Source organism: Klebsiella sp. BIGb0138 (genome assembly GCF_004342285.1).
Lineage (GTDB): Bacteria > Pseudomonadota > Gammaproteobacteria > Enterobacterales > Enterobacteriaceae > Klebsiella.
In genome coordinates, this window is the sequence record NZ_SMCV01000001.1 from 189,782 (window position 1) to 206,935 (window position 17,154).

19 protein-coding genes and 3 tRNA genes are annotated in these 17,154 nt (G+C 55.4%); 5 read left to right on the forward strand and 17 right to left on the reverse strand.

Annotated elements, in window-relative coordinates:
* Nucleotides 1-14: 14 nt before the first annotated feature.
* Both EDF73_RS00890 and azuC read right to left on the reverse strand, forming a co-directional pair.
* Nucleotides 15-266 (reverse strand): DUF2766 family protein, encoded by a 252-nt coding sequence (locus EDF73_RS00890; RefSeq protein ID WP_004864113.1) that lies wholly within the window; start codon nucleotides 264-266, stop codon nucleotides 15-17.
* Nucleotides 267-345: 79 nt separating this feature from the next.
* A complete protein-coding gene (gene azuC / locus EDF73_RS00895; protein ID WP_015583995.1) occupies nucleotides 346-429 on the reverse strand; it encodes a stress response protein AzuC in 84 nt (27 codons plus the stop codon).
* Between the two features lie 208 nt (nucleotides 430-637).
* Here azuC and EDF73_RS00900 point away from each other — a divergent pair, with 208 nt between their 5' ends.
* The gene (locus EDF73_RS00900) at nucleotides 638-2,059 is read left to right on the forward strand and encodes an MFS transporter (RefSeq protein ID WP_132724806.1); all 1,422 of its coding nucleotides are present in this window, start codon (nucleotides 638-640) and stop codon (nucleotides 2,057-2,059) included.
* Between the two features lie 48 nt (nucleotides 2,060-2,107).
* On the opposite strand, the gene EDF73_RS00905 is transcribed toward EDF73_RS00900, so the two are convergent.
* The gene (locus tag EDF73_RS00905; protein ID WP_004864120.1) at nucleotides 2,108-2,746 is read right to left on the reverse strand and encodes an RpiB/LacA/LacB family sugar-phosphate isomerase; all 639 of its coding nucleotides are present in this window, start codon (nucleotides 2,744-2,746) and stop codon (nucleotides 2,108-2,110) included.
* Between the two features lie 436 nt (nucleotides 2,747-3,182).
* Here EDF73_RS00905 and ftnA point away from each other — a divergent pair, with 436 nt between their 5' ends.
* On the forward strand, nucleotides 3,183-3,680 hold the full coding sequence (gene ftnA, locus EDF73_RS00915) for a non-heme ferritin (protein WP_132724808.1): 498 nt from the start codon (nucleotides 3,183-3,185) through the stop codon (nucleotides 3,678-3,680).
* 36 nt (nucleotides 3,681-3,716) lie between these two features.
* On the opposite strand, the gene EDF73_RS00920 is transcribed toward ftnA, so the two are convergent.
* Nucleotides 3,717-3,956 carry a YecH family metal-binding protein gene (locus EDF73_RS00920; protein ID WP_132724810.1) on the reverse strand — a complete coding sequence of 80 codons (240 nt, stop codon included), beginning with the start codon at nucleotides 3,954-3,956 and terminating at the stop codon, nucleotides 3,717-3,719.
* Between the two features lie 195 nt (nucleotides 3,957-4,151).
* On the opposite strand from EDF73_RS00920, the gene tyrP reads away from it, so the two are divergent.
* Nucleotides 4,152-5,363 (forward strand): tyrosine transporter TyrP, encoded by a 1,212-nt coding sequence (gene tyrP / locus EDF73_RS00925; protein ID WP_132724812.1) that lies wholly within the window; start codon nucleotides 4,152-4,154, stop codon nucleotides 5,361-5,363.
* A gap of 212 nt (nucleotides 5,364-5,575) precedes the next feature.
* Here the strand turns inward: tyrP and EDF73_RS00930 are convergent, their stop codons facing one another.
* The 9 genes from EDF73_RS00930 to uvrY all read right to left on the reverse strand — a co-directional run bounded on the left by EDF73_RS00930 (nucleotide 5,576) and on the right by uvrY (nucleotide 11,706).
* Nucleotides 5,576-6,244, reverse strand: coding sequence for a YecA family protein (locus tag EDF73_RS00930; protein ID WP_132724814.1), 669 nt, complete (start codon nucleotides 6,242-6,244; stop codon nucleotides 5,576-5,578).
* A gap of 85 nt (nucleotides 6,245-6,329) precedes the next feature.
* Nucleotides 6,330-6,890 carry a DUF805 domain-containing protein gene (locus EDF73_RS00935; protein ID WP_132724816.1) on the reverse strand — a complete coding sequence of 187 codons (561 nt, stop codon included), beginning with the start codon at nucleotides 6,888-6,890 and terminating at the stop codon, nucleotides 6,330-6,332.
* A gap of 151 nt (nucleotides 6,891-7,041) precedes the next feature.
* Nucleotides 7,042-7,983, reverse strand: a complete 942-nt coding sequence (locus tag EDF73_RS00940) for a metallophosphoesterase (RefSeq protein WP_132724818.1) — start codon at nucleotides 7,981-7,983, stop codon at nucleotides 7,042-7,044.
* A 189-nt stretch (nucleotides 7,984-8,172) separates the two neighbouring features.
* Nucleotides 8,173-8,259 (reverse strand) — tRNA-Leu (locus EDF73_RS00945).
* Nucleotides 8,260-8,272: 13 nt separating this feature from the next.
* A tRNA-Cys gene (locus EDF73_RS00950) sits at nucleotides 8,273-8,346 on the reverse strand.
* Between the two features lie 40 nt (nucleotides 8,347-8,386).
* Nucleotides 8,387-8,462 (reverse strand) — tRNA-Gly (locus EDF73_RS00955).
* 152 nt (nucleotides 8,463-8,614) lie between these two features.
* On the reverse strand, nucleotides 8,615-9,163 hold the full coding sequence (gene pgsA / locus EDF73_RS00960) for a CDP-diacylglycerol--glycerol-3-phosphate 3-phosphatidyltransferase (RefSeq protein WP_004864143.1): 549 nt from the start codon (nucleotides 9,161-9,163) through the stop codon (nucleotides 8,615-8,617).
* 57 nt (nucleotides 9,164-9,220) lie between these two features.
* Nucleotides 9,221-11,053 carry an excinuclease ABC subunit UvrC gene (uvrC, locus tag EDF73_RS00965; RefSeq protein WP_132724820.1) on the reverse strand — a complete coding sequence of 611 codons (1,833 nt, stop codon included), beginning with the start codon at nucleotides 11,051-11,053 and terminating at the stop codon, nucleotides 9,221-9,223.
* On the reverse strand, nucleotides 11,050-11,706 hold the full coding sequence (gene uvrY, locus EDF73_RS00970; RefSeq protein ID WP_132724822.1) for a UvrY/SirA/GacA family response regulator transcription factor: 657 nt from the start codon (nucleotides 11,704-11,706) through the stop codon (nucleotides 11,050-11,052). The genes uvrC and uvrY overlap by 4 nt, the downstream gene beginning before the upstream one ends.
* A 464-nt stretch (nucleotides 11,707-12,170) precedes the next feature.
* Here uvrY and EDF73_RS00975 point away from each other — a divergent pair, with 464 nt between their 5' ends.
* Nucleotides 12,171-12,395, forward strand: coding sequence for a DUF2594 family protein (locus EDF73_RS00975; RefSeq protein ID WP_004864152.1), 225 nt, complete (start codon nucleotides 12,171-12,173; stop codon nucleotides 12,393-12,395).
* A gap of 67 nt (nucleotides 12,396-12,462) precedes the next feature.
* On the opposite strand, the gene sdiA is transcribed toward EDF73_RS00975, so the two are convergent.
* A complete protein-coding gene (gene sdiA / locus EDF73_RS00980) occupies nucleotides 12,463-13,185 on the reverse strand; it encodes a transcriptional regulator SdiA (protein WP_132724824.1) in 723 nt (240 codons plus the stop codon).
* Between the two features lie 145 nt (nucleotides 13,186-13,330).
* Between sdiA and EDF73_RS00985 the strand changes: the two genes are divergently transcribed.
* Entirely contained in the window at nucleotides 13,331-14,689 is a 1,359-nt protein-coding gene (locus EDF73_RS00985; RefSeq protein ID WP_132724826.1) for a CoA transferase, read from the forward strand.
* A 3-nt stretch (nucleotides 14,690-14,692) separates the two neighbouring features.
* Here EDF73_RS00985 and tcyN read toward each other — a convergent pair whose 3' ends face one another.
* The 3 genes from tcyN to dcyD are packed head-to-tail and all read right to left on the reverse strand — an operon-like array spanning nucleotide 14,693 to nucleotide 17,112.
* A complete protein-coding gene (tcyN, locus tag EDF73_RS00990) occupies nucleotides 14,693-15,445 on the reverse strand; it encodes an L-cystine ABC transporter ATP-binding protein TcyN (RefSeq protein ID WP_132724828.1) in 753 nt (250 codons plus the stop codon).
* Nucleotides 15,442-16,110, reverse strand: a complete 669-nt coding sequence (tcyL, locus tag EDF73_RS00995; RefSeq protein WP_132724830.1) for a cystine ABC transporter permease — start codon at nucleotides 16,108-16,110, stop codon at nucleotides 15,442-15,444. The genes tcyN and tcyL overlap by 4 nt, the downstream gene beginning before the upstream one ends.
* Before the next feature lie 15 nt (nucleotides 16,111-16,125).
* The gene (gene dcyD, locus EDF73_RS01000) at nucleotides 16,126-17,112 is read right to left on the reverse strand and encodes a D-cysteine desulfhydrase (protein ID WP_132724832.1); all 987 of its coding nucleotides are present in this window, start codon (nucleotides 17,110-17,112) and stop codon (nucleotides 16,126-16,128) included.
* Nucleotides 17,113-17,154 lie beyond the last annotated feature (42 nt).

Here is a 17,154-nt window from a genome sequence, read left to right on the forward strand (position 1 = left end):
CGGGGCGAAAGGGGTTAGTGCGCTTCACCTTGCGGCGTAAACTTGAGTTCAATCAGGGCAATCGCTTTTTGGACCGCGCGTAGCGTGACCGGGTCGGCCGAAGCCGGATGGCTGGCAAAATCGATGGCTTTCAGTTGGGTGGTCATCTTTTCACGCACTTCAACTGGGGCGATGACATCGATGACGTCAAGAATCTGTTTGATAACTAACTGGCAGGCAACAACGTCGGAAACCAGTTCGTCTTGTTCGGTGAGGTGTTGGGACATTTATGACTCCTTTTTCGAGGAGCGTAATAGTAACCTAAATCTTCAGAGATAAAAAAACCTGCCGCAGCAGGTTTTTTTATCAGAACATACCGGCAGGCGGTACATCTTTGAATGTTTTGCAGTACTGCTCGAACATGCTTTTAAGAATTTTACGCAGCTTCATGGAGTGACTCCGTCTGTTGTTATGCAGGTGTTACTGTCTCTGGGTCATATAATATGATCTACGTCACAGAAATCAATAAAAACATGCGACAAGTCACAATAATTTCACAAGTATAATTTAAAAATTAAACAAAAGTGAGGAAAATCGAAGGGTTAAAAACCCGGCGCAGCGCCATCGATTCTGCCCTCACCTTGCTATGGCAGACACAATGAGTACACATCTCACTTCCCGGGAAGGTCGAGCCTTTTCAGCCCCCGCATTGCTGGTGGCTGGGGCATTTTTCATGGAGTTTCTGGACGGGACGGTGATCGCCACCGCCCTACCGGATATGGCCAGGGATTTTGGCGTCGCGGCGGTCGACCTGAATATTGGTATCAGCGCCTACCTCATTACGCTGGCGGTATTAATCCCCGCCAGCGGCTGGATTGCCGATCGTTTTGGCGCGCGCAAGATCTTCACCCTGGCGCTGGCGATTTTTACCCTGGCTTCGGTTTTTTGCGGCTTTTCAAGCAACGTGGACACCTTTGTCGCCATGCGTATCCTGCAAGGGGTGGGCGGCGCGCTGATGGTCCCCGTCGGCCGGCTGGCGGTGCTACGTACCACGCCGAAGGATCAGCTGATCAAGGCCATTGCCACCCTGACCTGGCCCGCGCTGGTGGCGCCGATAATCGGCCCGCCGCTGGGAGGCTTTATTACCCGTTACGCCAGCTGGCACTGGATATTCTTTATCAATGTCCCTCTGGGCGCGATCGCTATTGCCCTGTCGCTGCGCATCATTCCTGACATCCGGGAAGAAGAGCGACGCCCCTTTGACCTGCCCGGCTTCCTGGCAACCTCGGTCGCCATGGTCAGCCTAGTGAGCGCGATGGAGCTGCTCGGAGATACCCGGCCCCAGGGGTGGACAACGCTGCTTCTGTTGGCCCTCGGTCTCGGCTGCATGCTCTTCTCGCTGCGCCATTTCCGCCGCGCGGCCTGGCCGATGGTGCGTCTGGATGCGCTACAGGTGCCGACTTTTCGGGTCACAATGTACGGTGGTTCGCTGTTCCGCGCCTCAATCAGCGCCGTCCCCTTTCTGCTGCCGCTGCTGTTTCAGGTCGGATTTGGCATGGATCCTTTCCATTCGGGGCTGCTGGTGCTGGCGGTATTTGTCGGCAACTTCACCATTAAACCGGCCACCACGCCGCTGATCCGCTGGCTGGGCTTCCGCCGCCTGCTGCTGCTGAACGGCGCGTTAAACGTCCTGTCACTGCTCGCCTGCGCCTTTTTAACGCCACAGACGCCGGTGTGGCTAATTTGCGCGATTCTCTTTTTCGGCGGCGTGTTCCGCTCAATTCAATTTACCGGGGTCAGCACCCTCGCCTTTGCCGATGTCCCGTCAGCCCAGATGAGCTATGCCAATACCCTGTTCAGTACCGCTTCACAGCTGGCGGTGGGCTTAGGGATCACCCTCGGCGCCATTGGTATCCGAATCGGCGAAAGAGCCAGCGAGTGGTTAAACCTCGCCAGCGTGCCGGGGATCAGTTTTCGCCTCTCTTTCGTCTTTATCGCGTTGATTTGCCTCGTGGGGATGGTGGATAGTCTGAAGTTAAGCAAAGATGCCGGCAGCAGCGTGTCGAGCAGAAAGAAATAAACAACAGGCCAGCGGATGCTGGCCTTTTTCATCACCGGGCTGACGCGCTTAGCCGACGATCTGGCGCACGAACGCTTCAATCTCTTTGTCCTGGCAGTTCTCAAAGAAGCACTGCTGGAAACGCGGGCCGGAGACCGCGGTTTTGACCAGTTCCGGATCGATGGCGCGCAGCGTGTCCAGGTAGTTATCTTTTACGACCGCAGCTTTCACCGTGTTCAGAATCCCGGCGTTACGCACCTGCGGTTCTTTACGTTCCGGCGGATAGCCTTCGCCGTTGCGGCCGGTGAAGGCTTTTTCAAAGATAAAGCGCACGTTCAGCTCCGCGCCCCAGCCAAAACCTTTCGCGAAAGGCAGAGACAGGGCGTTACCGTTGTTAATCTGGGCGAACAGGAAAGCATCTGCCGGGTCAATACAGTAGCCGCAAACCACGCCAGGATGAATGTTCAGAGACATCAGCGCCCCCTGGCCCGTGCCGCAACCGGTCACCACGAAGTCAACCGCTTTTGAATTCAACAGAATGCTGGCCATAATCCCCAGGTGGATATAGGTCAGATGATGGTCGTGCTCATCGCTCATCCCGACGTTGTAAACCGGGAAGCCTTTTTCATCAGCAACGGCGTTGAGCTCGTTGAGGATGATGGCGTTTTTGCTCGCCTGGCTGTTTTCCATCATCAGTGCAATTTTCATGCTTTACTCTCCTGAATGCTGTGCGGGTGCTCCCGCGATAGTTCGTTAGCGTTATGATGCACCTTACTACTTAACAAACGTACTTTCAAATTTTATGAAAAGTTGTTTTATAAATTACGTAGCGCTTCACACTTTTGCCTATATGCCTTGCAAACGCCCTTCTGCTCTCCCGCGCCTGCAGAGGCCCCGGCGCAGCGGAAGCCCCACGCCGGCCACCTGCGGATGGTCTTTTACTGTCTTTTTTTAATCGATAATAAGTCCTGAGTGAAATATTAAATTAAAACTATTCTCATTACATATTAAATTGCCAATGCGTTTTATTCCCATTTGCATTTTTAATAAATAAGTTTTTTAATTTACTTTTTGCAAATAAATAAATAACAAATTATAGTGGCGACACAATAATCTTTAGCCTTTATTTTTCGGAGCACACGCTATGCTGAAAACAGAAATGATCGATAAACTGAATGAGCAGATGAACCTTGAGCTTTATTCTTCTCTGCTTTATCAGCAAATGAGCGCATGGTGCAGCTACCACAGCTTTGAAGGGGCCGCCGCGTTCCTGCGCCGTCATGCGCAGGAAGAGATGACCCACATGCAGCGCCTGTTTGATTACCTGACCGACACCGGCAACCTGCCGTGCATCAACGCGATCTCCTCGCCGTTCGCGGAGTACGCTTCGCTGGATGAACTGTTCCGCGTCACCTACGAACATGAACAGCTGATTACGCAGAAAATAAATGAACTGGCGCATGCCGCAATGTCGAATCAGGACTACCCGACCTTTAATTTCCTGCAGTGGTATGTGGCGGAACAGCACGAAGAAGAGAAACTGTTTAAATCCGTTATTGATAAGCTGACCCTCGTCGGTAAAAGCGGAGAAGGTCTGTACTTTATTGATAAAGAGCTGGCGACGCTCGACACGCAAAATTAATTATCAGGGTGGTGAAGCTTCAGCTTCACCACCCGGTTAATGACGGCATATTTTCCTTTCGCTGGTATTAAACCCGCCCTCTCCAGCAATAAATTTACCTTTTTCCTGCAGAAACGCCACCAGCTGCGCCGCAGTTAAATTCTCTGCCGAACAGGTGTGAAAACGCGCAGCGGCGCCAAAACGCGCGATTATCGCGGACTCAAGACTGGCAGTGGTGTAAGGCTCGCCTGAGGCGATCATCATCTGCAATACTTCATGGCCATGAATGGATGGCATAGCTCCTCCTGTAAAACCCACAGCATAGACCCACTGCAGACCTGACGTTTTGCGCCAGCGCAGCCTTCCGGCGCGCCGCCGCAATCTGTAAATATTTAATTACAATCACTGTAACCCTCATTTGACGAGAATGACAATTTCACATACTCTGCGCGACATATTTTATTGTTAATTCCTTCATGGATAGAGAGAAACGTGAAGAACCGCACTCTTGGTAGTATTTTAATCGTGGCCGGAACCACAATTGGCGCAGGGATGTTGGCAATGCCTCTGGCATCGGCGGGCGTGGGTTTCGGCGTCACCTTGTGCTTGCTGATCGCGCTGTGGGCGCTGATGTGCTACACCGCATTATTACTGCTGGAGGTCTACCAGCACGTCCCGGCGGATATGGGACTCGGCTCGCTGGCGGCACGCTATCTTGGACGTTACGGGCAGTGGGTGACCGGTTTTTGCATGTTGTTCTTAATGTATGCGCTAACCGCCGCCTATATCAGCGGCGCGGGCGAGCTGCTGGCATCCAGCCTTAACCAGTGGCTGGGCTGGTCGCTTCCTCCCGCCGGCGGGGTGCTGCTGTTTACCGCCGTCGGTGGCGCGGTGGTCTGCCTCGGAACATCGCTGGTCGATCTGTTTAACCGCTTTTTATTTAGCGCCAAGATCATTTTTCTCGCCATAATGCTGGCGCTGCTGCTACCGCATATCCACCGGATCAATCTGCTGACGCTACCGCTCCAGCAGGGGCTGGCGCTGTCGGCCATCCCGGTGATCTTCACCTCATTTGGCTTTCACGGCAGCGTGCCGAGCATCGTCAGCTACCTCAACGGCGATATTCGTAAACTGCGCCGGGTCTTTATCATCGGCAGTTTTATCCCGCTGGTGGCCTATATTTTCTGGCAGCTGGCGACCCTCGGCAGCATTGACTCCCCCGCGTTTACCGCCCTGCTGGCGAAAAACGCCGGCCTCAACGGGCTGTTAGAGGCGCTGCGTGAAGTGGTGGCGTCACCGCACGTTGAACTGGCGGTACACCTGTTTGCCGACCTCGCCCTGGCGACTTCATTCCTCGGCGTGGCGCTGGGTCTGTTTGATTATCTGGCGGATTTGTTCCAGCGCAAAAATAGCCCCGGCGGCCGTCTGCAGAGTGGCGCCATCACCTTTCTGCCGCCGCTGGCGTTTGCCCTGTTCTATCCGCGCGGGTTCGTGATGGCGCTGGGCTATGCCGGCGTCGCGCTGGCGGTACTGGCGCTGATGCTGCCGTCGCTGCTGGTGATGAAGAGCCGTGAGCAGCATCCGAAGGCGGCCTGGCGGGTTGCCGGAGGGACGCCGGCGCTGTGGCTGGTGCTGCTGTGCGGGATGGCGATTGTGGCGATTCAGTTCAGTATCGTCGCGGGCCTTCTCCCGGCGGTCGGATAAAAAGGTCAGGCTGCCGGATGCCGCCCGTAGAGCTGACCGCTTATCCCCGGGCTGTCACGCTCCTGACATCGCCCGGCGTGCTAAAGGGATAATGATGAAGGCGATGAACGTCCCATTTAAAAAGGGCGCCACGATGGCCATGGCGCCCTTTAACACCCACTGCCGGCGTTAACCGAATCTTCACCGATCGGCGCTCGCCGGATAGCCGCTTTTTATTTTGCCAGGCAACACTGCTTATACTTCTTGCCGCTACCGCACGGGCACGGATCGTTACGCCCGACCTTCGCTTCATTTCTGAAAGGCTGCTGCACCGTTTCTGGCTGAGCGTGCTCTGCCCAGTACTGGTATAAAGAAAGCGCCGCCGGAGTGATATTGTCCACGCTGGCGATAAACTCATCGACCGATAGCGCTTCAACCGCCGTAAACTGCGCTTCCGTGCCGTGCAGGGCAATATTGTCCAGCGCCGCCTGCTGCTCCGCCGGTAAAGCGGACCAGTCGCTGAGGCCGACGCCGCGCATATAGCCGAAGCACCACTCTTCAACGATAGTCAGCTCCTGACCTTCTTCTTCGCGCGTTCCGAACAGCGGCTCGAACTGGTCAGGATACTCCTCAAGACGCTCGGCGATATCGCTCATATGTTGCAGAGTGAGGTTAACAAAGTGGTCACGCTCGCGATCGTTCGCCCAGCGCGGCACGTTGTCCGCCCCGCCCCAGATAGCCAGCAGCCACTGAGCCGGTTCAATCTCCTTCGGTCCGGAGAGGATTGCCGTCAGCAGGCCGTCAAGCTCTGAGACATCGAGGATGGCGCCATCGGTGGCGTATTTCGACAGGATATCGTCCAGCCATTCCAGTTCGCTTTCGTTCAGGGGTCCGGTTTTCATAAACAGGCTCGTCGTGGTAGAAAAATGGCGCATACAGTAGCGGAAATAGCGGCAGAAAACCACCCGGCGCCGTACTCAGCGCGGGTTAAATGTCCTTAATGATGCTGGCGCGCATTGTTGCGTACTCGCTTTCGCTGATCGTCCCGTCATCAAACATTTTTTTCGCTTGCGTCAGGCGTTCTCTTACGTCGTCAGCCGAAGAGATCGGCGCGCTCTGGCCGCGTTCATTATCCTGCGGAACCTCACCAAAACGGTTAACACCATCAGTACCGCGGGCAAACAGCAGCCAGATGGACATCACCAGGATCGCAATGCCGCCCAGCGCGGTGACCCATATCCAGGCAGCGGCCGTACCGTCCTCAACGGTACCGATAATCCCCATAAAACCGAGGAGTATGATGGCGTAAGGCGCCAACAGCCACCAGCCGGATTTATTCAGATCGTGCAGGCGGCGTACCGCCACCGCGATGCCGGGGATAATAACGATCAAGCCAAACAGCCCGCCAATCACCGGAATGAGCCCCAACACAATAGAAAGTACAAAGTTGGCGACGGTAAAAATAACATACTCGCTTCGCGCTGAACGACCGCGAAAAGTGGCATATTTACGAAAACAATTGCCGTAGCTTTCAAGCCATGTAGCCATAAGATCCCTCATTAAAATTATTTTTATTGCCGTAACGGCATGCCGTTCCCAAAGGATAATGTTCCGGCGAACCGGACGAGTATTTTACCGTAGTTTGCGGATTGTACGCCTGAGAAAATGAGGGGCACCGCGTGGAGATTGCGACCAGATACTAGTCAGCCGGGCTGACAAATCGCCCTTGCGCGACGCTCGCCGCAGCGCTGTCGTAGATCCACGCGCGTAACGGATGCTGGCCTTTTGCCGCGTTGTAATCAACGCAAACCACGCTATCGCTCAATAGCTGCGGTTCGCCCGATAAGGTGTAATGCCCAACGACGACAGGGATACCGGCCATCGGCGGATAAGATTGCTCCAGCGGCAAATCCGGTATCCTGCTGACCATCTCCGGCTGCACCTGGGCGATCTGGCGATACGTTTTTGCCGCATTTAGCCACCAGCGCACGCGGATATGACGACGCTCAACGCCGGTTTTATCCTCGAAGCTAAAACCCGCGGGCAGTTGCAGCTCAGGCCCTTTCAGTATCGTCTCGATCGACCGGAACAGCTGATGCTGCTGATCAAAGGCATGAACCCAGCTCTCGGGCTTCAATCGATTCTGTTCATCCAGCCATGGACGCAGATGCGCAATGGCCTCCTCATCCCAGCAGGCATGCACCGCCCGGATATCGCCATAATCGACAAACAGGGGCAGCGACCTGAACCAGTCAATCCAGAAAGCATGCTGTCGACTCCCTTCGCCGACGTCATCCAGAAAGGCCTGATGCTGACGCCGGTTATTCGCCGAATGCGGACGTAACGGCTGACGGCTCTCCGGATGGCGCATCGCCCAGCCAATTGCATTAAATTCATGATTACCCATCAGGCAAATTGCCCGGCCGGATACCACTTCCGCCCTCACCCGCTCAAGGACCGAGAGATGGTTAATCTCTGCCCCCTGCCGATTATCAATCAGATCGCCCACAAAGATCAGCGTACTGCGATCGCCATTTTCCTGAGAACGAAGATGGCCGAGCAGCGCTGCAAGCTTGCCCGACTGACCGTGGATATCGCCGATGAAGATTTTGCGTTTCTCCGGCTGGCCCATATGCGGCATCAGAACCTCTTTTTTACTGAGTCATTAACGTACTGATGATAACAGCGTTAACCGGAGGTATGCCTGAGATTATCGGACCACATACAGGAAATTGGGGGAATGAATAAAAAAGAGGACAAAAACAAAAAAACCACCCGTAGGTGGTTTCACGACACTGCTTATTGCTTTGATTATTCTGCATCATCCCAATGGTACCCGGAGTGGGACTTGAACCCACACAGCGCGAACGCCGAGGGATTTTAAATCCCTTGTGTCTACCGATTCCACCATCCGGGCTCGGGATGTAAAGTGGAGGCGCGTTCCGGAGTCGAACCGGACTAGACGGATTTGCAATCCGCTACATAACCGCTTTGCTAACGCGCCTTAATGCCTGAACACCCGCAATTGCCGATGTTTTTTAAACTGGAGCGGGAAACGAGACTCGAACTCGCGACCCCGACCTTGGCAAGGTCGTGCTCTACCAACTGAGCTATTCCCGCATTATCAATGCTAATTTGCTAATCACTTGATTTTGTTATCGTCTGGCAAGCCGTGCCGCCGTTCGATGCGTTGCATTCTACTTACCTGGCGCAATGAGTCAACGATATTTTTTAAATCCTTGTGTCGTTTGCTGAAATTTGCGCCGAAACGATCACTGATCAAGCAAATCCCCGCGCGCGGCGTTCAAATATTGCAGCATGGACCACAGCGTCAGCACCGCTGCGACGAGGAACAGCGCGATCCCCGCCCACTCGACCCAGGCATTAGGCCGCCACAGCATCCACACCAGCGCCGTCATCTGCGCGGTGGTTTTGACTTTACCAATCCACGATACCGCCACGCTGCTGCGTTTACCCAGTTCGGCCATCCATTCACGCAGTGCGGAAATAATGATCTCGCGCGCAATCATCGTCGCCGCCGGCAAGGTCACCCACCAGGTGTGATAGTGCTCAACCACCAGCACCATCGCAATCGCCACCATCACTTTGTCGGCAACCGGGTCGAGAAAAGCGCCGAAACGCGTACTCTGATTCCAGCGGCGCGCCAGATACCCGTCAAACCAGTCGGTCACGGCGGCGACAAAAAAGATCAGCGCGCAAGCAAAAGGCGCCCAGACAAACGGGAGGTAAAACGCCAGCACAAAAAACGGTATCAGGATGACGCGAAACAGGGTAAGCAATGTAGGGATATTAAATTGCATAGTGACAGGTAACTATCTGTTAGAAGTAAAAATTAGCCCTATGTTGCTACAGAGCCCCTAATGTTTCAACGAGTAGAAGATCTTTTCTGCCAGACCGTGAGATATACCCGGTACTTTAGCGATATCCTCGACGCTGGCCTTCTGTAACCCCTGCAGACCCCCCATATACTTCAGCAGCATCTGACGGCGTTTTGGCCCTACCCCTTCGATAGTTTCCAGCGTACTGGTGCTTTTCACTTTAGCCCGTTTTTTACGGTGCCCGGCGATGGCATGGTCGTGCGACTCATCGCGAATATGCTGAATGACGTGCAGAGCAGGCGAATCCGGCGGCAGGTTAAAGCCTTCGCCTTCTGGTTCAAAGAATAACGTTTCCAGCCCGGCTTTACGATCGCTACCTTTTGCCACCCCCAATAAGAGAGGATGATGTTTGTCCCACGGTACATCCAGCTCGGCAAAGACGGTTTTCGCCTGCCCAAGCTGGCCTTTACCGCCGTCTATCAGGATAACATCGGGAATCTTGTTCTCTTCTATGGCCTTGCCGTAGCGGCGGCGCAGAACCTGGTTCATCGCCGCATAATCATCTCCCGGGGTAATTCCGCTAATATTGTAGCGCCGATACTCCGCGCGCAGCGGCCCGTTGCTGTCGAACACCACGCAGGAAGCCACCGTCTGTTCGCCCATGGTATGGCTGATATCAAAGCATTCCATGCGCTTCACGGCCGGCAGCTTGACCAAGGTCGCCAGCGCCTGCAGGCGTTGATGAATCGTCGATTGCTGAGAAAGTTTCGTGGTCAGCGCCGTCGCGGCGTTGGTTCGCGCCAGTTTCAGATAGCGGGCGCGATCGCCTCGCGGCTTAGTCTGGACGTTCACCCGCCGTCCCGCCAGCCCGGAGAGAGAGTCCGCCAGCAGGGTTTTATCGCCAAGATTAAAGTCGAGCAGAATCTCACCCGGTAAGGTGCGCATCTGGCTCCCCTGCAGGTAGAACTGACCGACGAAGGTTTCCACCACTTCACCCAGCTCGGTACCGCCTGGCACCCTGGGAAAATAACTGCGGCTGCCCAACACTTTTCCCTGGCGGATAAACAGCACGTGGACGCAGGCCATACCCGAATCGAACGCCACGCCAATCACATCCAGGTCATCGCCGGTATTGGAGACAAACTGTTTCTCAGTCACCCGACGGACGGCCTGAATCTGATCGCGAATACGCGCGGCCTCTTCAAACTCCAGCGCCTGGCTGGCCTTCTCCATCCGCGCAATCAGCTGCGTCAGCACCTGATCGTCTTTCCCGGCGAGAAAAAGGCGCACGTATTCCACCTGCTGCGCATACTCTTCTTCGCTCACCAGCCCGGCGACACAGGGGCCCAGGCAGCGGCCAATCTGGTACTGCAGGCACGGACGCGAACGGTTGCGGTATACGCTGTTCTCGCACTGGCGGATGGGGAAGATTTTTTGCAACAGAGCGAGCGTCTCGCGCACCGCGTAGCCATTGGGGAAAGGACCGAAATACTCGCCCCTGGCGTGTTTCGCCCCGCGATGCGTCGCCAGACGCGGATGAGGATCGCCGCTAAGGAAAATGAAGGGATAGGATTTATCATCGCGCAACAGCACGTTATAGCGCGGCTGATACAGCTTGATGTAGTTGTGCTCAAGCAGCAACGCTTCCGTTTCCGTATGGGTCACGGTCACGTCGATTTGCGCAATCAGCGCCACCAGCGCTTCCGTTTTACGCGAAGCCAGGTTGCTCCGAAAATAGCTGCTCAGCCGTTTTTTCAGATCTTTTGCTTTACCGACATAGATGACGGTGCCACCAGCATCATACATCCGGTAAACGCCCGGCTGGCTGGTAACCGTCTTCAGGAAGGCTTTTGCGTCAAAAACATCACTCACTGACTTGCTAACGACTCCGCATTGCACAGACCATGACGAATTGCCAGGTGGGTCAGCTCAACGTCACCGTGGATGTTTAATTTACTGAACATCCGGTAACGATAGCTGTTCACGGTTTTAGGACTCAGATTTAACTGCTCTGAGATCTCATTCACCTTCTGACCTTTAGTGATCATCAGCATAATCTGCAATTCGCGTTCAGACAAACTGGCAAACGGCGATTCCGTCTTTTCCGGTTCAATCTGACTTAGCGCCATTTGCTGGGCGATGTCAGAAGCGATATAGCGCTGACCGGACGCAACGCAGCGAATGGCATTCACCACCTCCTGCGGCGCAGCACCTTTACTCAGGTAGCCGGCGGCACCCGCCTGCATGACTTTCGCAGGCAGAGGATTTTCAGTATGCACGGTGAGCATAATGACTTTGGTATCGACGATAGCGCGCGCAATCTTACGCGTGGCCTCCAGACCGCCGATCCCCGGCATGTTCATGTCCATCAGGACAACGTCGACGGGGTTGGCGCGACACCATTTCACGGCATCCTCGCCGCAGCAGGATTCACCGACAACTTTAATCCCTTTTATATCTTCCAGAATGCGTCGTATCCCTGCGCGCACTAGCTCGTGGTCATCAACAAGAAGGACGTTGATCAAAGGAATAATCTCCAGAATTAGGGATAACGCTACTGATAGCTTATCTCACACATATTACCGGGTTTTCTCGTCACTTTAAAAGCCAAAAGAATGTCCGACGGAAAGTTTCTTCCCGCGGCATGGCAATTTGTTTGCACAGTGAGTGGAAACTTATACATAACAGTGAGTTGTATTACGCTTCAATTTTAACATTTCCCCTACAAAAAACGTCTTTGCCATCAGGCACGATCGTGAAGATAAATACGAAACAAAATATGTAACAATAATTAACGTTGAAAACCTCCCGGGCACAAATTAACGGCCGCGGCGGCGAAGAGTACGTATTATTCAGTCAATTAAACCACCCGCAGCTCTGATGAGAGAACAGAAATCACGCGCTCCTTTTTTTTCCGCAGCTTGTGGTATACTGCGCCGCCTTAACATTTAGTATTGCGCAAAAGCGCCGATAGCAAACGAGGATATCGATGAGCACTCCAGATTTTTCCACTGCAGAAAATAATCAAGAACTGGCGCAGGAAGTAACCTGCCTGAAAACGCTGCTGACGCTGATGCTCCAGGCAATGGGCCAGGCTGATGCAGGTCGGGTGATTATTAAAATGGAAAAACAGATCACGCAGATGGAAGATGAGGCTCAGGCTGCCGTATTCTCCAGCACGGTTAAGCAAATTAAACAAGCTTACCGCCAGTAACAGTAAACCGGCTGTGAGCGTCGCTGACAGCCGGTCCCACGTCTGACACGCAGAACACTTTACTCGCTCAAATTAACCCTGTCGCCACCGCGTAACAGGCGATTTGCGTTTTATTCGGCGCATTAAATTTTCGCTGCATATTCTTTTGATGAAAATTAACGGTATTTTCTGAGATAGAGAGAATAATCGCCACTTCCGCCGAGGTCTTCCCTTCCGCCGTCCATTTCAATATTTCCAGCTCACGGCGACTAAACTTCATTTCCGGCGGCATCACCATCGCGTCTTCCAGGCGCAATAAAGTCAGCAGGCTAAGTTCGGTCAGCGTTCTTAAACGCATCTCCTGTTCATCTTCATGATAGGGGCCCGCGCTGCGGCTCTCACCGGAAACGGAGAGAAAGCCCTGAGCATGATTCGGTAAGGTCAGACACTGGGTCACGCCCTTCAACAGCCCGTGATCGCGCGCTCCGGCCCACAATTCCGGCGTATCGCGGAACAGGCCGTCATTCCACGGCAGGTGGCCGCGCAGGAAATTTTCCACGCGCAAGACCGGGTCGATCGCAAAATAATTCTCAGTTTGATAGTGCGACATCCATGCCTGCGGATAGGTCGATTGCAGCGTTATCCGCGGCCGGGTAAACGGCACCGGATGGCGTACGCAAAGCGCAAAGTAGTCATATTCCAGTTCTTCCGTTTGCTGCTGCAGAAGATTATAAACCTCTCCTCCTGCCGAGACTGACTGAAATTGTTGCAGCATTTCCCGCCGCCAGCTGAAAAAATCATTGTCCCTCATAACCGACCAAATAACCCCTGAGTAATAATCATTATTAGAAATACAGAAAACTAACACATAAATCTTATTTATATGTATAAAATATCGTATACATCGCACTTATTAGACCGTTACTGACGCTATTCACCGCTGACAGGAGAAGAGTATGTCGCCCCCGCTATCGTTGCCGCCGATATATTGCCAGTTGTGGAGCGCCTTTAGCGCCCACCCTGCTCCGGCTATCGAATTCACCCAGCAGGGAGCGCTGCCCTCCTGTTTTGCGGTCACCGATTTTGCCGCCGCCTCGCTCGGCGTGATGGCCGGACAGCTGGCGCAGCTTATCGGCAGCACCCGGACGCCATGTATCGATCGGCGTCTCGCCGCTTTTTGGTTCAACCACAGTCTGCGGCCGATCAATCGCCTTCCCCGTCCGCTTTGGGATCCGCTGGCGGGTGATTATCCGACGCAGGAGGGGTGGATCCGTTTGCATACCAATGCGCCCCATCATCGACGGGCCATGGCTCGGGTGTTAGGCAACCATGAAAGCCGCGAGACGTTGGCGTCAGAGGTCCGCCGGTGGCGAGCCGAAGCTCTTGAGCAAGCCATCGTGGAGGCAGGAGGCTGCGCGGCGGCCATGCGCAGCGCACAGCGCTGGCTGGAACACCCGCAAGGACGGGCGGTCAGCCAGGAGCCGCTGCTGATCGAGGAGCCTCTCCCTACGGACCCGGCGGTTAGCTGGCCTTTGCCGGGTAGCAGACCGCTGCTCGGCATGCGGGTTCTCGACTTAACGCGAATTATTGCCGGCCCGGTGGCGACACGTCTGCTGGCCGGCCTCGGCGCCGAGGTGCTGCGTATCGATCCGCCAGACTGGCATGAACCGACGCTGGAAGAAGAGATCGCCCTCGGCAAGCGCTGCGCGCGGTTGAATATAAAATCGCCAATCGATAAGCAGCGTTTAATAGATTTACTCTGTCAAGCCGATGTGATTGTGCATGGCTATCGCGCCGATGCCCTGGATGCGCTGGGGTTCGATAGCCAGACGCGGGTCAGTCTCAGACCGGGCCTGATCGATGTCTCGCTCAATGCCTGGGGCTGGAGCGGGCCGTGGCGTAACCGCCGCGGCTTTGACAGTCTGGTCCAGATGGCCTGCGGCATTACCGCCGCCGGTCAGGCGTGGCGTCAGGCCGACAAACCGGTGCCGCTACCGGTTCAGGCCTTAGATCATGGGACCGGCTATTTAATGGCGGCGGCGGTACTCAAAGGCCTTTATCAGCGCCTCGCTCACGGCGAAGGTTATCGCGCCCGCTTATCACTGGCGCGGGTGGCGGCCTTTTTAATGCAGTGGCCAACGCCGGATCCCGCTGCGCCTTTCGCCGCGCCGCGATCGGCAGATTATCAGCCAGCGCTGGAGTGGTCAGCCTTCGGCCTCGGCGAGCGCCTGCGTTTCCCGTTGCAACTGCCGGGGACGCCGGTGGTGTGGTCGCGGCCGCCCTCGCCGCTGGGGACGGCCGCAGCTGGCTGGTAATGATTATTGCATCAGGAATTTTTCAAGAAACTGGCGGGTGCGCGGCTGCTGCGGACTGGCAAACAGCGCTTTTGCCTCGCCCTGCTCGACGATACGGCCCTGATCCATAAAGATCGCACGGTCGGCGACATCGCGGGCGAAGCTCATTTCATGGGTCACAATAACCATAGTGCGCTTCTCCTGCGCCAGTTGACGAATGGTGTTCAGCACCTCACCCACCAGCTCCGGGTCGAGAGCCGATGTCGGCTCATCAAACAGGATCACGTCCGGGCGCATCGCCAGCGCGCGAGCTATCGCCACACGCTGCTGCTGGCCACCGGACAGCCGGCGCGGATAGCTGTTTTCCTTACCGGTCAGCCCCACTTTCGCCAGCAGCTCCCGGGCGCGGATAATGGATTCGTTTTTATCTTCGCCCTTGACGATAACCGGTCCCTCAATGATGTTTTCCATCACCGTGCGGTGCGGAAACAAATTGAAGCTCTGGAACACAAAACCCACATGCTGGCGCAGGCGGCGGATCATCCCCTTTTGCTGGCTGAGGCTGCGGGAGGCATCGATAGTGACATCGCCCACCCGAATAGTGCCGCTTTCCGGCTGTTCGAGCAGATTAATACTGCGCAGCAGCGTCGTTTTACCGGAACCGCTGGGGCCGATAATCGCCACGACCTCCCCCTCCTGCACGCTAAGGTCGATCCCGTGCAGCACCGTCTGGCCGTGGAATTTTTTCACCAGCTTTTTGACTTCAATGGCACTCATTTTGGATCACGCTCCTGGCGATTCAGCTGATTTTCAAAATAGTTTTGCAGCGTGGACAGTACCGTCGCCATCACCCAGTAAATCAGCGAGGCGGCCAGGTACATGGTGAAGACCTCCAGAGTTCGCGAGGTTATCAGCTGCGCCTGACGGAACAGTTCAGGAACCTGAATCGTGGCCGCCAGCGAGGTATCTTTCACCAGGCTGATAAAACTGTTGGAGAGCGGCGGTAGCGCCACCCGCGCGGCCTGCGGCAGAATGGCCCGCCGCAGCGTTTGCCACGGCGTCATGCCGATACTGGCCGCCGCTTCCCATTGCCCTTTGTCAATCGAGGCAATCGCCGCACGCAGCGTTTCCGCCGCGTAGGCCGCGGTATTAAGCGACAGGCCAATCATCGCCGCCGGGATCGGATCCAGCTCAATGCCAAACTGCGGCAGACCGTAGTAGATCATAAACAGCTGGGCAATCAGCGGCGTACCGCGAAAGATAGAGATGTACATTCTCGCCAGCCATTTCACCGGCCAGAGGGGCGACATGCGCATCAACGCGAGGATAAAGCCCAGCACCAGGCCAAAGAACATGCCGCCGATGCTCAGCTGTAGCGTAAATACCGCGCCTTTCAGCAAATAAGGCGCGGAATCGATAACCAGTTGGATACTCTCTTGCATTCTGTGTGTTCTGCTTTAGATATGAGGATGATAGGCAAACAACGCCGGCGCTCCGCCGGTATGAATGAATAAAATCGGCCCTTCATCCTTAAAGCGCTTCTGCTGAATGCCGTCAATCAGACCGGCCATCGCCTTCCCGGTATAAACCGGATCCAACAGAATGCCTTCCAGCTGCGCCAGCAGCTTCACGGCTTCCATCCCTTCATCGTTCGGCGTGCCGTAGCCTGGCGCGAAATAGTCATCCCACAGCTGGATCCCGGCGTTAGCCTGCAGCTCGAGACTGTTCGCCACCGCCTGCTGCAGGGCCACCACTTTCGGTAACTGGTCGGCGACCTTGCGTGACACCGTCACACCAATCAGTTCGGTCTGCGGCATCAGCTGCTCCAGGCCTACCGCGAGTCCCGCGTGGGTCCCGGCGCTGCCGGATGCCACCACCACGGAAGAGAGCGCGACCGCCCCTTCACACTGCTGAGCGATTTCCAGAGCGCTTTCCACATAGCCCAGCGCCCCAAGGGCGCTGGAGCCGCCCACCGGGATCACATACGGCCGGTAGCCCTGCGCTTCAATGCGGGTTGCCAGCTCTTCCAGCTGGGCATCGGGGTTGCTCAGCGCATCGCACATCTCGACCTGGGTATTAAACAGATCCAGCAGCAGACGGTTGCCGTTGGTGAGATAGTTTTCGGCGCGGGTGCCAATCGGGTTTTCCAGCAGCGCGACGCAGTGCAGACCCAGTTTTGCCGCGACGGCGGCCGTTTGCCGGACGTGGTTCGACTGAATGGCGCCGGCGGTGATTAACGTATCCGCCCCTTCGCGCAGCGCATCTGCCGCGAGGAATTCCAGCTTACGCAGCTTGTTACCGCCCATCGCCAGCGGAGTCACGTCGTCACGTTTGATAAAAATCTCGCGGCCCAGATGATCGGACAGGCGCGGCAGATATTCGAGCGGCGTCGGCGCGCCAATCAGTTCCAGGCGCGGGAAGCGCGTTAAATTTTGCAGTGACATGGTACCTCCTGACTGAGTTCTCTTTATTATGCACGCACTGGC

Bases quoted from the DNA above. Each gene is read 5' to 3' on its own strand.
- dcyD (WP_132724832.1), bottom strand. From the start codon at position 17,112: ATGTCACTGCAAAATTTAACGCGCTTCCCGCGCCTGGAACTGATTGGC.
- EDF73_RS00940 (WP_132724818.1), bottom strand. From the start codon at position 7,983: ATGCCGCATATGGGCCAGCCGGAGAAACGCAAAATCTTCATCGGCGAT.
- EDF73_RS00930 (WP_132724814.1), bottom strand. From the start codon at position 6,244: ATGAAAACCGGACCCCTGAACGAAAGCGAACTGGAATGGCTGGACGAT.
- EDF73_RS00890 (WP_004864113.1), bottom strand. From the start codon at position 266: ATGTCCCAACACCTCACCGAACAAGACGAACTGGTTTCCGACGTTGTT.
- tcyN (WP_132724828.1), bottom strand. From the start codon at position 15,445: ATGAGTGCCATTGAAGTCAAAAAGCTGGTGAAAAAATTCCACGGCCAG.
- EDF73_RS00900 (WP_132724806.1), top strand. From the start codon at position 638: ATGAGTACACATCTCACTTCCCGGGAAGGTCGAGCCTTTTCAGCCCCC.
- pgsA (WP_004864143.1), bottom strand. From the start codon at position 9,163: ATGCAATTTAATATCCCTACATTGCTTACCCTGTTTCGCGTCATCCTG.
- tcyL (WP_132724830.1), bottom strand. From the start codon at position 16,110: ATGCAAGAGAGTATCCAACTGGTTATCGATTCCGCGCCTTATTTGCTG.
- EDF73_RS00935 (WP_132724816.1), bottom strand. From the start codon at position 6,890: ATGGCTACATGGCTTGAAAGCTACGGCAATTGTTTTCGTAAATATGCC.
- sdiA (WP_132724824.1), bottom strand. From the start codon at position 13,185: ATGAGGGACAATGATTTTTTCAGCTGGCGGCGGGAAATGCTGCAACAA.
- EDF73_RS00975 (WP_004864152.1), top strand. From the start codon at position 12,171: ATGAGCACTCCAGATTTTTCCACTGCAGAAAATAATCAAGAACTGGCG.
- EDF73_RS00905 (WP_004864120.1), bottom strand. From the start codon at position 2,746: ATGAAAATTGCACTGATGATGGAAAACAGCCAGGCGAGCAAAAACGCC.
- EDF73_RS00920 (WP_132724810.1), bottom strand. From the start codon at position 3,956: ATGCCATCCATTCATGGCCATGAAGTATTGCAGATGATGATCGCCTCA.
- EDF73_RS00985 (WP_132724826.1), top strand. From the start codon at position 13,331: ATGTCGCCCCCGCTATCGTTGCCGCCGATATATTGCCAGTTGTGGAGC.
- ftnA (WP_132724808.1), top strand. From the start codon at position 3,183: ATGCTGAAAACAGAAATGATCGATAAACTGAATGAGCAGATGAACCTT.
- azuC (WP_015583995.1), bottom strand. From the start codon at position 429: ATGAAGCTGCGTAAAATTCTTAAAAGCATGTTCGAGCAGTACTGCAAA.